This is a genomic window from Wolbachia endosymbiont (group A) of Paraperithous gnathaulax, assembly GCF_964028485.1.
GTDB classification, from domain to species: domain Bacteria; phylum Pseudomonadota; class Alphaproteobacteria; order Rickettsiales; family Anaplasmataceae; genus Wolbachia; species Wolbachia pipientis.
Window position 1 is genome coordinate 311,880 of sequence record NZ_OZ034784.1, and the last position, 15,263, is coordinate 327,142.

General features: G+C 35.8%; 7 protein-coding genes and 2 pseudogenes. 7 read left to right on the plus strand and 2 right to left on the minus strand.

Annotation, left to right across the window (positions count from 1 at the left end; genetic code table 11):
* Positions 1-148 precede the first annotated feature (148 nt).
* Both ABWU74_RS06670 and ABWU74_RS01790 read right to left on the minus strand, forming a co-directional pair.
* A pseudogene (locus ABWU74_RS06670) lies at positions 149-2,329 on the minus strand (hypothetical protein).
* 174 nt (positions 2,330-2,503) lie between these two features.
* Positions 2,504-4,630, minus strand: coding sequence for a heme lyase CcmF/NrfE family subunit (locus ABWU74_RS01790; protein ID WP_209472753.1), 2,127 nt, complete (start codon positions 4,628-4,630; stop codon positions 2,504-2,506).
* Between the two features lie 168 nt (positions 4,631-4,798).
* Between ABWU74_RS01790 and ABWU74_RS01795 the strand changes: the two genes are divergently transcribed.
* The 7 genes and pseudogenes from ABWU74_RS01795 (at position 4,799) to clpB (ending at position 15,245) form a co-directional block, all read left to right on the plus strand.
* Positions 4,799-6,040 (plus strand): hypothetical protein, encoded by a 1,242-nt coding sequence (locus tag ABWU74_RS01795; protein ID WP_006279654.1) that lies wholly within the window; start codon positions 4,799-4,801, stop codon positions 6,038-6,040.
* Positions 6,041-6,162: 122 nt separating this feature from the next.
* A complete protein-coding gene (locus ABWU74_RS01800; RefSeq protein WP_022626228.1) occupies positions 6,163-7,488 on the plus strand; it encodes a dihydroorotase in 1,326 nt (441 codons plus the stop codon).
* A gap of 198 nt (positions 7,489-7,686) precedes the next feature.
* Positions 7,687-8,871 carry a dicarboxylate/amino acid:cation symporter gene (locus ABWU74_RS01805; RefSeq protein ID WP_010082165.1) on the plus strand — a complete coding sequence of 395 codons (1,185 nt, stop codon included), beginning with the start codon at positions 7,687-7,689 and terminating at the stop codon, positions 8,869-8,871.
* A gap of 3 nt (positions 8,872-8,874) precedes the next feature.
* Positions 8,875-9,471 carry an orotate phosphoribosyltransferase gene (pyrE, locus tag ABWU74_RS01810; RefSeq protein WP_006279657.1) on the plus strand — a complete coding sequence of 199 codons (597 nt, stop codon included), beginning with the start codon at positions 8,875-8,877 and terminating at the stop codon, positions 9,469-9,471.
* A gap of 105 nt (positions 9,472-9,576) precedes the next feature.
* On the plus strand, positions 9,577-11,406 hold the full coding sequence (typA, locus tag ABWU74_RS01815) for a translational GTPase TypA (protein ID WP_353289358.1): 1,830 nt from the start codon (positions 9,577-9,579) through the stop codon (positions 11,404-11,406).
* A gap of 62 nt (positions 11,407-11,468) precedes the next feature.
* Positions 11,469-11,714: pseudogene (locus tag ABWU74_RS01820) on the plus strand (PD-(D/E)XK nuclease family transposase); the annotation flags it as partial.
* 969 nt (positions 11,715-12,683) lie between these two features.
* Positions 12,684-15,245 (plus strand): ATP-dependent chaperone ClpB, encoded by a 2,562-nt coding sequence (gene clpB, locus ABWU74_RS01825; RefSeq protein ID WP_209473398.1) that lies wholly within the window; start codon positions 12,684-12,686, stop codon positions 15,243-15,245.
* Positions 15,246-15,263 lie beyond the last annotated feature (18 nt).

Sequence of the window (15,263 nt, forward strand, 5' to 3'; positions counted from 1 at the left end):
ATTCTGTGATTGTTTGATTATGTCAATTTTTCCATCAGTTAATTCTTGTCTGTCAATTAAGTTCTATCTAGCTTGCATACTACCATTTTGAAGTACATTACAAAAGCGAAATACTGCCAATTTGGCCCATCATTTTATCTCTGCAAGCTTATCCCCCCCTTGCTATGTTAGCAACGCAACCTAAGCTAGGTTCCTTCATAGCAGTGTTAGGTACACTGCCATATCTTTCAAAACTTTCATGCTCTATAGCTTCCTCAACACTTTTTCCTCCTAAAAGACAGTTTTCCCCTAAACTTTTTCCCCTATTTTTTAACTCATTAAGCCTTGCTCTGTTTTCCCCATCAATCTCCACTTTTATTTTATTGCTGCCTTTCTCACTAGGACTTAGATAAATACTTATCTCTCCTACCTCAGTAGTAAAAGACATTTCAATACCACCTTTTGAGACATCCATGTAATTTCTTTTTCCCCCTATTTCTTCTACATTTTCAACTCTTACTATACTTTCTCCAATTTTGAGTATGCCAACTCTTAAATTTAAGTCTTTGGCTTTTTCATTGTTTAGGATTTCTGCAACTTCAACAATACTATCTTGCGAGTACTCTATACAAAAATATCTATTATCCTTGTCTACTCCTAATACATTTTGAGTCTGCTTGCTTTTGTTTACAATACTTTCATATGCTAAACCTTTTAGCTTGCTTTCAATTTCCTTACATTTCTCAGAAAGACCATCATCAAATCCATTACAAGTAACTATCTGCTCAAACTCATTCCCATCGAAAAAATTATGGCGTTTTACTTTCCCACCTTCTAACAATAAATTACTAACAATGCTTTTGATAATGTCCTCTTCGGACACTTCATTTTTTTTGTTACAGTTTTGATCTTCACTTTCTTTGTTACAGTTTTGACCTTTACTTTCTTTGTTACAGTTTTTATCTTTACTTTGATAGGGAAAGTTATCAAATACAAAAGTGTTACTTCTGTTACTTATATGACTACCACTAGTAAGATCTTTTATTTCTTCAATACTGTATTTGTTACAGTTTTGTTACAACAACTACATTTTAAATTTAACATTACTTCTTTTTCTAAGTATTTAGCTACTATGCACTTAATACTTTCTGGAGTATTTTTATATCTTTTTGTTCATTTTGTTCTGTTATACCTCTCACCTCCCCACAGCATTTATCAATCAGATCCTGTTTACTTTGAGTTAACGACATTTTTAGTTTCATAAAAAGTGAGTCTTTTAGAAAAGGATTATCATCTTCTAGGTCCCGATCATTTTCTGAATCCAAATCATCTGTTAACTCCATTGAATCAAGATTACCTGAACTATAGTACGAACCCTTTTTTGAGTCCGAACTATCTTCTGAGTTCCCATCACTATCTGACCAATTGTCAACTTTCGGAAATTCTGAGCTTTTCTGTTCACCTTCAAAAGTCTGATTACTACCACCAGCGCCCTTTGTCAAATTTTCTTTATTTTCACAAGAACCACCTAAAGAATAGCCTTGACCCTCTTCTTGATCTGAAGCACTTAATTTACTATAAGTTGCTTGACTATAACCATTGAAGTTATAACCTAAACCATTACTACCATGCTGTAAAGGATCGCTTTCAAAAGTTTGTGGATTATCACTTTCACCTAACAAACCACCATTTGTTGGATTACATACATTTTCTGTATATTTTTGATTATTTTGTGCTTCTATTTTCCTCTTCTTGTACAACGGTTCAAACTGATCAATTTCAATCGATCGTACTCGTTTCCTTGAAGGAAAGTCCTCTGGAATCTGATCCTCATCGTCAGAATTGTGACCTGAATCACAAATTACATGATCATTGCAGGTAGAATTATGCTCTTGACTAATCAAGGAAAGCTGAATTAGATTGCTAAAAACAATATTATCTAGCTGTACTGAATCAGTACTTTCAAAAATTTGTGGATTATTACTCACGTCTGGCAAATCACCTGATAAACCAGTCTGATGATTATTTTCACCTACCCAACCATCAGTTGGTGTTGGAATGCATATTCCTGTATATCTTTGGCTATCAAGAGAATCATTAGTTAATTGTACTGCTGTATAAGTTGTCCGGTCATCCTCATCATCGGAACTAATACCTGAATCATGGCCATCACCTTCTTCAATCTTTTGAGTTTCTATATCGTGTTCATTTATTTCGCTCGACGAATCATAGTTGGAAGGGTTATACTGTTGATTAGGACGTTTAAAAATTTGACGCCAATCGCTGTAAGGCTCCTAAAATCGAAAGGAGTGCGTATAACTTTTTCCTTGCCTGATACCCCACCATTCATATTGTATAACCATTACCCACTAATCCCTTAGTGAATATCGTAATATATAGGTCTGTCAATAAAAAAATATAACTTTCTTTGGTTCTAACCTTTGCAAATCAGTATCTATAGCTCGGTAATTTCTCATACGTTGCACTCTGGACCTAGGAGCGTTGTTAATAAAATCCACGACAGCTAGACAATCCTTGCTCGTCCACTAAAAGGAAAAGCAGCAAGGAGCGAACCAAAAGCGATAAGAAAGGATCCAAGCCAGATTATAGACATTCCAGGTTTATAGTGCACTTTGGCTGCGATTTTGCTCTTACTCTTATCAATCTCTCCAATTACAACATAAATATCAGAAAGCAAATTGTGGTAGATACTGCTTTCAACATTTTTCTGACCTTCCGCAAGGTAAAATCTATATTCAGGAGTTACTTCACCTAATATCTTATTATTCAGCAAATTCCTGATATCCATTGTACCCCTCACTGCATGGAAATTTTTTTCTTTTATTAGCTCAATATTGCGTAAAGTAACTTTAAATTTATTGACTGTTATGCTATCCCCTATTTTTAAGTAATTTTCTTTTTTCTCCTGCCAACCAACTGAATAAGCTATACCAAGCACTAGAATTGCCACTCCAGCATGAGCAAGCATCATTGCATAGTAGGACTTAGAAACTCTTCTTGCTAATAAAATTGATTCACCAAATGCTACCTTAAATAAACGAATTCTTTTACTGTATGCTTCTAAAACAAAGATTAATAATGCTATGGAGATAGTAATTGATAGCACAATTATTAGCTCCATGTGAAAGATAAACGGCAAAATAGCTGCAGCACTGCAGAATGAAAATCTATATTCACGGAATATTGGCAATAGACTATTTCCCTGCCAACTGCAGTATTGCCCGATCATGGTGAGCACTAGAATAGCTAGTGCAATAGAGTTAAATAAAGAATTGTAATATGGTGCTCCAACTGAAATTAATTCACCGGTTAAATACTCAAGCACTGTAGGGTATAAATTGCCAACGAACACGATGAAAAAGGCAGTGATGAATAATAAATTGTTCATCAGTATCATCGTAAAGCGTGAAAAGAATCTTCTACCCTCTGTCACTTGAGTAGCAAGTTTCTTTCTGGATTCCAGTGTCAAGCATTGGAATGACATCGCAGGCGTGTGATTTTTTCTCGTAAATACTACAAATATTACTAAGCTACTGACTGTAATTACACCAAGTAGAGCTAATATATATAGTCCATATCTTGGGTCATCTGCAAACGTGTGCACTGAGGTAAGTATTCCTGAGCGGACTAGAAATGTTCCAGTCACACTCAATATAAAAGTTGTAAGCGTAAGTAAAATAGCAAAGTTCCTTAAAACATTGAAATTCCGTACCACGAGCAACAAATGTGTCAGCGCTACTGCAATTAGCCACGGCATCAAAGAAACGTTTTCCACTGGATCCCAAAACCAAAATCCACCCCACCCAAGTTCGCGATATGCCCACCAGCTACCCAAGCTGATGCCCAAAGTGAGCAGCGACCAAGAAATAAGTACCCAAGGCCTGACAATTTTAGCCCAAACATTTCCTTCAGTATTTAAAATTAATCCAGCTATAGAGAGCGAAAAAGGAACGCTAAATCCAAGGTACCCCAAATATAATATCGGTGGATGAATAGCAAGGCCTATATCCTGCAATATCGGATTAAAACCCAATCCATCTGTTTCAATGCCTGGCATTTTAGTGAAGGGGCTGGATTCAATTAAAGTGAACAGCAAAAAACAAAAGCAAATCAGCCCATGAGTGATAAGAGATATTTTTTTTAATTTACTACCATTAGTTCGTTCTGGTGTCATTCCAGTGCTTGACACTGGAATCCAGTTTTTATTACACTGCCATTTGATGTACTCATTTGCAATTAAATTGTCTGGATCCCAGTGTCTGGGCACTGGGATGACAGAAGAAGAGACTGGGATGACAGAGGGGGAAACTGGGATGACAGAAGGTATATAAATATCCATTAGTAATAAATACATGACAAGCACTAAGGTCCAAAGCAACATGGACCCTTCTTTGTTTCCCCAAACACCACAAATCTTGTAGATCAAAGGTTTTGTTGTGTGTGAGTGGTAGTATACGTTTTCAAGTGAAAAATCATTTGTAATGTGGCAGTAGATCAAAATAGCCATTGACGCTGATACACAAAAAAATATGGCAGTGGTAATAAACCGACAAGAACTAAGCGGTAAAAACAAATATGTCAAAGACAATAAGCAGGCTAGCAATAGCAATATATTCCCAAGTTCAGGCATAAAAAATTATAGTTTTTATATAAACAATATTACTGATGACAAGTTAGAAGTTAAAGTGTTAATTGATGCTAGCATAATGCTCCCGTAGTTAGCTGTGCTAGTATTAATTAAAAATTAAATATTAAATCTTTATACTTTTATAGATAGCGTTAATATTGAGGTAACATTGTGGGTACAACTAAGATTAGTAAATTTCCATTCAATATAAAAGGTAAAGTGGCAAAACAACATGCCGAACCAATAATCGAAAAAAATCTCTATACTATTTTAGGATTCAAAGATATAGAAGATTTTGAAAATAAGACAAGTAAACTTGTTAATAAAAAAGTTTGGCAATCATTTGTTGACTGCTTTGCAAAAGAAATAGATTATGCAGCAACCGAAGAAGTTGTAAAAAACATCGTTTGTAACATTGCAAAGAGTGATCAAGGTAATGCTTTTACCAAAACTGAACATCTCATATTAAATGAAAAGCAAGATAATAAAAAGAGAGAAAAAGCGATTAGAAAAGCTATTAGTATTTTGAGAAAAATCAATCCAGAAAAAGCCTTTAATGAACTTTCAGTAATAAAAAAACAAGCTGAAGATTTTTTACAAACCGATTTTTGTAAAGCACAGAGTAAATCACTTCAAGGATTTGCTCCCTCTGGTGGACAGCTCTTTGCGGAAACTCTGAAATATATAGAAACACTAGAAAGATTATCCGAAGTAAAAAAAGAAGGGCTAGTTAGAGATTTCTTGTTAAATCATGTTAGTTTATTGAATAAAAAGTATCCTAAATCACAAGGTAAAAGGGAAGATGCTATAACAATACTATCAAGTGATGAGTTGAAGAATTTTTACAATAAAGGTGTAAAAGAAGGAATGTTACAACCAATGGCATCTTACAAAGGATGCAGAAACCTGTATGACAAAATGAACCAGATAAAAAATGAATCCAAAAGTATAATTAAAAGAGAAGAACGGGAAGAAAATTTAAAGAAAATAGATAAGTCGATAATCAGCGCAATTAATGACATAAAAAAACATAGAGAAGCAATCCTTAACTGTAAAGACTTTCAAAATTCTTACATAAAAGAGAAAAAAGAACATCCATTTAGAGGCAACGCATGTCAAAAAATGATTGATATATATCAAGAGAGAATTGTTGGATATCAGGAGAAAATTCGTCAAAACTTAAACCAAATAAAAGCGATATTAAAAAGTGCGCCGCAAGAAATGGATGATGTGGAAGAATTCGAGGAAATAATTGATGATATACATGAAGCAAAGCAGTGTGATGAAATTTTTGATTCAGCTTTAATTTGTTTATCGAACATACAGAATGAGCTAGATATTCAGCTGGAAAATCCTTCAACAGAACTCAGAGCTTCACACATTAACGTTAAAACTGAGCTAACTAGGTTATAAGAACCAAATCTTTAGGATAATGAAAGCACTTTAATTCAAGACAGCTCTTAGTCTGTGTTTTAATTTGGTTGTGTTTTATTAAAAAAACTTTAGATTTATTTTATAATCGATACTCAAATATAATGACTCAAACTTGGGATTTGTTGCAAACAGGGCAAAAGGAAGGCTATAAAATTGCGTATACTAATGCTCGTATTATCGACCCGGAAACTAAACTTGATATAAAAGGTTCATTATTGACTGAAGGGGATAAAATTGTTGACTTTGGTGAATCATTATTTTCAACAAGTGGAGTTGATGAAACAATAGACTGTAAAGGGCTTGTTCTAATGCCAGGCCTTATTGACATTCACGTACATTTTCGTGAACCAGGCCAGGAACATAAAGAAACTATATATACAGGCAGCAAATCTGCAGCTGCGGGGGGAGTTACAACTGTAGTTTGTCAGCCAAACACTGTTCCAGCAATTGATAGCGTTATTTTGGCTAAATATTTGAAATATAGAGCACTTGAAACTTCACATGTAAACGTTGAATTTTACGCTAAAATCACCACTTCGGAAGAACACCTGACTGAAATGGCACTTTTAAAGGAAGCAGGTGCGGTTGGGTTCACCGATGATGGCATGCCAGTTATGAACCCAATGATTATGAGACAGGCGCTGCTTTATTCAAGTATGCTGAATGTTCCTATTGCTCAACATGCAGAAGATTTAAATTTATCTGCTGGTGGCGCAATCAACGAAGGTAAAATTTCTGAAGAATTGGGAGTAAAGGGGATCTTGAGTGCGTCAGAATCGGTTATGGTAAATCGTGATATACTGCTAATGAAGGATATGGAAAATGTGCACTACCATATTCTACATGTCTCTTCAAAAGATTCACTTGATGCTATTAAACGTGCAAAAGATTTGGGATTAAATGTTACGTGCGAAGTAACCCCTCATCACTTCACTTTGACTGAAGATATAGTAAAACAACATGGAGCAATTGCAAAAATGAATCCGCCGCTTCGCACTGAAGAAGATCGTTTAGCTATGGTTGAAGGTTTAAAGACAGGTGTGATTGATTGCATTGCAACTGATCACGCTCCGCATGATCGTAGTTCTAAAGATCTACCACTTGAAAATGCTGCATTTGGTATTGTTGGTCTTGAAACAATGCTGCCCCTTTCACTTGAACTCTATCACAGTGGGCAAATGGGTCTACTTGATGTGCTTGCAAAATTGACATATAAGCCTGCAGATATAATACACATACCACGTGGTCGTATACAAAAAAACCTTGCTGCAGACTTAATTTTAGTTGACCTCAATCATGAATGGGAAATTAAAACTGACAACTTTGCTAGTAAATCAAAGAATTCTCCTTTCGATGGTCGCAAAGTAAAAGGACACGTAGTACGTACTGTTGTGTCCGGCAAAACTATATACTCGCAGAAGAGTTAGTTATCATATCTTATCTATTCCAATTTGTTATCACCAGAATGGGCTAAGTGCACCTAAATTTAAATTAAGAAATCTTACACTGTCTCCGAATAAACACATCCTCTTATCTTTCCCTAATCTGTAAAGTTATTTTGTCTATCAATCTGATTCCAAAACAGCAAAATTATTGTATAATGTTACTTTGAAGTTTTATTTTCAATGCACAAGTTTGCAATACTTTTTTCTATACTGCTTGCAATAGTTGCTTACTACCTAAACAATGAAATCATATTTGAAATAGCAAAGCTATTTAGTGATATCTTTATCAGCTTGCTCAAATTAATAAGCTTACCTCTGGTTTTTTTATCCATAGTTTCCACAATTTCCGGGCTCAAAGACTCAATTGAAATCAAAGTCTTAGTTAAGAAAACACTATTTTATACTCTGCTTACAACTATTATAGCTGCGTTTGTTGCATTATCGTTTTATTTGTTAATAGATCCAGCAAGAAAAAATTTCATAAGTAATACAATAGGGAGTATTAACAGCAATAACCACAGTTATTTTTCATATTTAAAATCACTCATTCCTTCTAATTTTGTGCAAGTTTTTCTTGAAAATAATATGATTGGTAGCATATTAATCGCTTTTTTGATGGGTGGAGCTATTGTTTCACTTTCAAAAGAAAAGCAGGATATATTATATCAAGTATTCTCTGCACTTTTTGATACGCTACTTAAAATTGCTCAAGGGTTATTAAAATTTATTCCGCTTGCTGTTTGGTCTTTTATTACATGTTTTTTGCATGAATTAAAAGGCGGTAGTGAGTTCTACAATCTTTTATGGTATTTTGTTTGCATAATGTCTGCAAATTTTGTGCAGGCATTTCTGATTTTACCGCTATTTATGTGGTATAAAGGCATATCACCAATTCAAACGCTGAAAGGGGTTATGCCAGCACTCACACTTGCGTTTTTTTCTAAATCATCCAGTGCAACATTGCCAACAACTATAGAATGTGTGCAGAACAAGCTAAAGGTGCCAAAGAAATTATCGTCTTTTATTTTACCAATATGCACAACAATTAACATGAATGCATGTGCTGCATTTATACTAATCACTGTAATGTTTGTTGCAGAAATGAACGGATACGTATTTTCCTTAAGCGAAATGTTGATATGGATTTTTTTAGCTACAGGGGCTGCAATTGGTAACGCTGGAGTGCCGATGGGGTGCTATTTTATGGCAACCAGTTATCTCATGTCGATGAATGTTCCTCTGCATATTATGGGACTGATTTTGCCTATTTATACAATCATCGATATGTTTGAAACTGCAATAAATGTGTGGTCTGATGTTTGTATCACTCAGATAATTAATAAAGAATGTAATAGTGAAACTTAAAAAATGATATTAGACGAAAATAACCTAATAATAAAAGAATTTAAAGAAGCAGAAGCAATTTTGCATGGGCATTTTGTTTTATCATCCGGGTTGCATAGTGACACATACATACAGTGTGCGAAGATTTTTGAAAATCCAAGCAGAGCCATGAAAGTTTGCGCATTATTAGCAGATAAAATAAAAAAAGAATTAAATAGCTCCATAGATTTAATATTATCTCCTGCAATTGGTGGAATAATTGTGGGTTATGAGATTGGCAGGCAGCTTGGAATAAAGACAATGTTTTGCGAGCGCGTTAATGGTAAGTTTGAATTACGCCGTGGATTTAAGATCAAAAAGGGTGAGAAAATATTGCTCATTGAAGATGTAATAACCACAGGTAAATCTTCACTTGAAGCAGTGGAATGTGCAGAAGGGGAAGGAGGTAAAGTTGTTGCTGAAGCTTCTTTGATAAAGAGAAATAGTGAAACGAAACTGCCTTTTCCTGTCATATCTTTGATTGAACTGAACATCAAAAACTACAGCGAGGAAGAACTTCCAAGTGAATTAAAACAACTACCCATAACAAAACCTGGGAGTAGGGAATATTTAACAAAGTAATCCTATAATATCTTGGAAACACAGCATTTATACACAGCTTTAGTTATTTACTCCAAGTGTATTTTATGTATACTTATTACTAAATTAATTTTGAAATGATAGAAAATGAACGAATTTAAATCGATCCGAAATATAGCAATAATCGCACACGTTGACCACGGTAAAACTACTTTACTTGATAACATGTTAAAACAAAGTGGCACATTCCGCGAGAATCAAGAAGTTCAAGAACGAGTGATGGATAGTGGTGATCAAGAGCGTGAACGCGGAATTACAATACTTGCAAAATGTACATCAATAATGTGGGGCGATGAAAAGATCAATATTATTGACACGCCAGGGCACGCGGACTTTGGTGGGGAAGTGGAAAGGGTATTGTGCATGGCAGATGGTGTGTTGCTGCTGGTTGACGCTGCAGAAGGTCCCATGCCACAAACAAAATTTGTGCTCTCAAAAGCACTAAAAGCAAATTTGAAGCCAATTGTGATAATCAATAAGGTCGACCGACCAGATAGCAGAATTGATGAAGTATTAAATGAAATATATGAGTTATTTTTTAACCTTGATGCAACCAACGAGCAGCTAGATTTTCCAGTGTTGTATGCTTCAGGTAGAAATGGCTGGTGTGCTAAGGAGCTTTCTGATGAAAGAAAAGATTTAAGCCCATTATTTTCAACGGTTATAGATTATATAAAACCTTCTGTTTATAATCAAAATGCACCTTTTGCTATGTTGGTCACTCTACTTGAGTCTGATAAGTTTCTTGGCAGAATATTGACAGGAAAGGTTTATCAGGGCATTGCAAAAGTCAATTCAGATCTTAAGGTGCTTGACCTCGATGGCAAAGTAATTGAACGAGGAAGATTAACTAAGTTGCTCTCATTTTCTGGCTTGAAACGCATTCCAGTAGAACAAGCTGTGGCGGGAGACATAATTGCAATTGCAGGACTTGAGGAAGCTTCGGTTTCAGATACTATAGCAGCACCAGAAGTTACAACTGCAGTAAGCTCAACTCCAGTTGATCCGCCAACAATGGCGATTACTCTGAGCGTTAATGATTCACCTTTTGCTGGGCAAGAAAGTACAAAGCTTACTTCAACTGCTATAAAGGATCGTTTATATGCGGAAGCAGAAACAAATGTTGCAATTACTGTGACTTTGGCACCAAGCGGTGAAGCATTTGAAGTAGGTGGGCGTGGTGAGTTACAGCTTGGAGTGTTAATTGAAAATATGAGGAGAGAAGGTTTTGAGCTTTCGGTATCACGCCCTCGCGTGTTATTTAAAGAAGAAGGCGGTAAAAAACTTGAACCTATAGAGGAAGTAGTAATTGATGTAGATGATGAATATAGTGGAATCATCATGGAAAAACTCAGCTTCCGTAAAGGTGAAGTAACTGACATGAGACCTTCTGGTAATGGCAGGACAAGATTAACGTTTTTAGTGCCATCAAGAGGATTAATCGGTTATCAAGGAGAGTTTTTAACTGATTCTCGTGGCACAGGCATAATTAACCGTTTATTTCACAGTTATGCTCCACATAGAGGTCCAATTTCTGGAAGGCGCAATGGAGTTTTAATTTCTACAGATAAGGGTGAGGCTGTGGCATATGCAATTTTCAATTTGCAAGACAGGGGAATTATGTTTATTAAGCCACAGGATAAGGTATATTGTGGCATGGTTGTCGGCCAGCATAGCCGTGACAATGATTTGGAGGTAAATGTGTTAAAGGGTAAGCAATTAACAAACGTAAGAGCTTCAGGTAGTGATGAAGCTATAAAGCTCACTCCACCAAAGATAATGACACTGGAGGATATGATAGCGTATATAGATGATGATGAATTGGTGGAAGTAACTCCAAAATCTATACGTTTACGCAAGAAATTCCTTGATCCAAATGAACGTAAGCGTGCAGGAAGGGCAAAGAATAAGGAGTAATCAGAGGTTGAACATTTGCGAAAAATAGTGTATAATTATTTGTCTCCTAATTGTATTTAATTATGGCCTTTTCGAAATTTCTCGATCCAAAAAACAATTTCGCGTTCAAGAGAATATTTGGCACTGAGAAAAATAAAGATATTCTCATTCACTTTCTCAATGATATATTGGGCTTCGCTGGCAAAGATGAAATAGAAGAAATAGAATTTCTCAGCACTATCATGGATGCTGAGATTGCCTCTAAAAAACAAAGTATTGTTGATGTTTTCTGTACTGATTCTGCTGGAACCCAGCTAATTATTGAAATGGTGCGACCTGAAAGTCTTCGGTCATATTGTTTAAAAGGAGAGGAATTCCTTCAGAAAGAAACTAAAAGAGTTCTAAAACTTATTAAACCAGATGTTTTGCCATCTGAGTCTATGCATCAGTGCGAATCGGGTAACCGGTTGGTGCCAAGCGATGCGGACAATGAACCTCCTCTTGAAAAAGAAGATGCTCAATCGTGAAAGGAGCATAAACTACAAGCATCATGTGGTTGGAGAGCTAGGCTTAGTGGTATGGTGAATGTAAGTGAAGCTTCATAAGTATCGTAACGATTAAAGAGCTAAAGATGCTGATAAGCTCCGACCAAAAGGTAATGTGACATTTTTCATTTCTGGATGTACGCAAATCACCGGTATAGAGAAGTCACCTAACCCACTGTTGTATGACAGAAGGAACAGGGTAAGCCTGTATTTCCGCCTATATGGCAAGCAAACCGCAAGGAACGTTGATGAAAATGCAGGTAAAGGATAATGGAGAAAGCGAATGCCATTTTGTAACGAAATGTATAGAATTTGTAACATTAATTCGCGTGAAAACGAGCAGATTTCCATTTGGTCCCTCGTGACAAGAAACTTTGTTAACCACTTGAGGTAGAGAAGCAGATGACCTTACCCACAGAAATGATGAAGAAATTAGGAATATTTTTTACAAAAAGGACAATACTAACAAAAGAACTTTATTCTATTTAAAATATAAAGTTACAATAAATTTTCCTGTCATCTCCAAATAAATTGCATTAACTTAGTATTGTATATTGTTAATAACTTAAATAATACAACCATTTTCAGCAACAAAAACCAAAGGTCTTGAGATACAAGATATTTGTATGGTTACTATGATAGTTCCTTTTTTAAGAAAGTTTTAAATTTCATACCTAACAATAAACAACTTTAGGTTTAAATTTATGAAATCAGTTGTTATATACATCAGCAAATACGAATTTAACTGGTGTTATGGACTTAAATAAATTTACCGAAAAAGCAAAAAGTCTAATTCAAAGTGCTCAAATGAAAGCGTTGGGAGCTGGGCATCAGATTTTTATGCCTGAGCATTTACTAAAAGTGATGCTTGAAGATGAATCAGGTTTAGTTCAGGATTTGATAAACGCTTGTGGTGGAAGTGTGCAAAGTATTTCTGATGCTGTGGATAGCGCAATAAAAAAGTTGCCAGTAATTGAAGGTCCAGGAAGTGGTGGCCTTCAACTTTCAAGAGAAATAGCAAAAGTTTTTGAAGATTCAATTGGTATTGCAAAGAGAAATAAAGATTCATTTGTTGCTGTCGAGCGTTTACTGCAGGGCCTCACTGCACAAAAAGATGATACTGTAGGCAAAATTCTGGCAGAGAATGGTGTGACTCCACAAAAACTGAACTCAGTTGTTGCAGAAATGAGAAAGGGCAGCAGTGCGGACTCGCCAAACAGTGAGGAAAAATTAAACGCGGCAAAGAAATATACAAAAGATGTTACAGAGCTTGCTATGCAAGGAAAGCTTGATCCTGTAATTGGTCGTGATGAAGAGATCAGAAGAACTATGCAGGTATCACTGAGGCGGACAAAAAATAATCCAGTGCTGATCGGTGAACCTGGTGTTGGAAAAACTGCAATAGTTGAGGGGCTTGCAAATAGAATTGTTGCAAACGATGTACCACTTGGTTTGCATGATGCAAAGGTCTTAGCTTTGGATCTTGGTGCATTAATCGCTGGAACAAAGTTTAGAGGAGAATTTGAAGAAAGGTTAAAAGCAGTTATTAATGAGCTTTCGAAAGCGGAGGGAAAAGTTATCTTGTTTATAGATGAGCTTCATACTTTAGTTGGAGCAGGAGCAACAAGTGGTGCAATGGATGCCTCGAATCTGCTGAAGCCTGCTCTTGCGCGTGGAGAAATTCGCTGTATAGGAGCCACAACTTTAGATGAATATCGTCAGCATATAGAAAAAGATCCTGCGCTTGCAAGGCGTTTCCAGCCTGTGTTTATTTCTCAACCAACTGAAACTGATACCATTTCAATACTCAGGGGTTTGAAGGAAAGATATGAGGTGCATCATGGTATAAGAATTACAGACGGTGCAATAATTGCTGCTGCAACGTTGTCCAATAGATATATAACAGATAGGTTTTTACCTGATAAAGCAATTGATTTGATTGATGAAGCAGCAAGTAGGGTGAGAATTGAAATGGATAGCAAGCCTGAAGTTATTGATGAACTTGAGAGAAAGGTTATACAGCTAAAGATTGAAGCAGAGGCTTTAAAAAAAGAAAGTGATGAAAATTCTAAACAGCGTTTAAAAAAGATAAATGAGAAGGTTGAAAACCTAAATAGCAAATTTGCTGACTTGAACAGCAAATGGCAGATGGAAAAGAATAAAATAGCTAGAATACAAGAAACAGCCGAAAAATTAGATAACGCTAGAAAAGAGCTGGAATTGGCTCAGCGGAGTGGAAATTTAGGAAAAGCAGGAGAGCTGATGTATGGTGTGATCCCTCAGCTTGAGAATGAATTAAAAAATCAGGAAAAGGTTACTGATAGTTTCTTAAAGAAAGAAGTGACTGGAGATGATATTGCAAACATTGTTTCAAAGTGGACAGGAATTCCAGTTGATAACATGATGCACAGTGAAAAGGAAAAACTTCTTAACATGGAGAATGAAATAGGAAGAAGAGTAATAGGGCAGAAAGATGCAATAGAAGCGATAAGTAATGCAGTTAGGCGCTCCCGCTCTGGGGTGCAAGATACTAATCGACCTTTTGGTTCATTCTTATTCTTAGGCCCAACCGGGGTTGGTAAAACCGAACTTGCGAAAGCCTTAGCTGAATTTCTGTTTGACGATCAATCAGCGCTTCTGCGTTTTGATATGTCAGAATATATGGAAAAACATTCTGTTTCAAAGCTAATTGGCGCGCCTCCAGGGTATGTTGGCTATGAACAAGGTGGCAGATTAACTGAAGCGGTAAGAAGAAGGCCATATCAGGTTATTCTGTTTGATGAAATCGAGAAAGCAAATCCAGATATATTTAATCTATTGCTGCAAATCTTGGATGAGGGTAGACTCACTGATAGTCATGGTAAATTAATTGATTTTCGCAACACCATACTGATTTTAACTTCTAACCTTGGCGCTGAGATAATGCTAAAAGGGAATGTTGATTCTGTAAGAAATGAAGTGATGCAAATAGTTAAATCAGCATTTCGTCCAGAATTTTTAAACAGGCTGGATGAAATTATTATATTCCACAGTTTAACCAGAGATGACATCTATAAAATTATAGATGTTCAATTTTCTTATTTACAAAAAACACTTGCTAAGCGTAAACTGAGTATAAGTTTGTTGCAGGAAGCTAAAGAACTAATAGCACAAACTGGCTATGACCCTGAATATGGAGCAAGGCCCTTAAAAAGGGTTATACAAGAGTGTATTCAAAATAATTTAGCTAAATTAGTTTTATCAGGGGAAGTAGTAGAAAATGATGAGCTAATAGTGTACGCTCTTGATAATGAAATCTTAGTTAAAAAGGTTTAAGTTCACTGTGTATTTTTG

Coding starts and splice junctions, on each gene's coding strand:
- pyrE (WP_006279657.1), top strand. CDS start 8,875: ATGATATTAGACGAAAATAACCTAATAATAAAAGAATTTAAAGAAGCA.
- clpB (WP_209473398.1), top strand. CDS start 12,684: ATGGACTTAAATAAATTTACCGAAAAAGCAAAAAGTCTAATTCAAAGT.
- typA (WP_353289358.1), top strand. CDS start 9,577: ATGAACGAATTTAAATCGATCCGAAATATAGCAATAATCGCACACGTT.
- ABWU74_RS01790 (WP_209472753.1), bottom strand. CDS start 4,630: ATGCCTGAACTTGGGAATATATTGCTATTGCTAGCCTGCTTATTGTCT.
- ABWU74_RS01800 (WP_022626228.1), top strand. CDS start 6,163: ATGACTCAAACTTGGGATTTGTTGCAAACAGGGCAAAAGGAAGGCTAT.
- ABWU74_RS01805 (WP_010082165.1), top strand. CDS start 7,687: ATGCACAAGTTTGCAATACTTTTTTCTATACTGCTTGCAATAGTTGCT.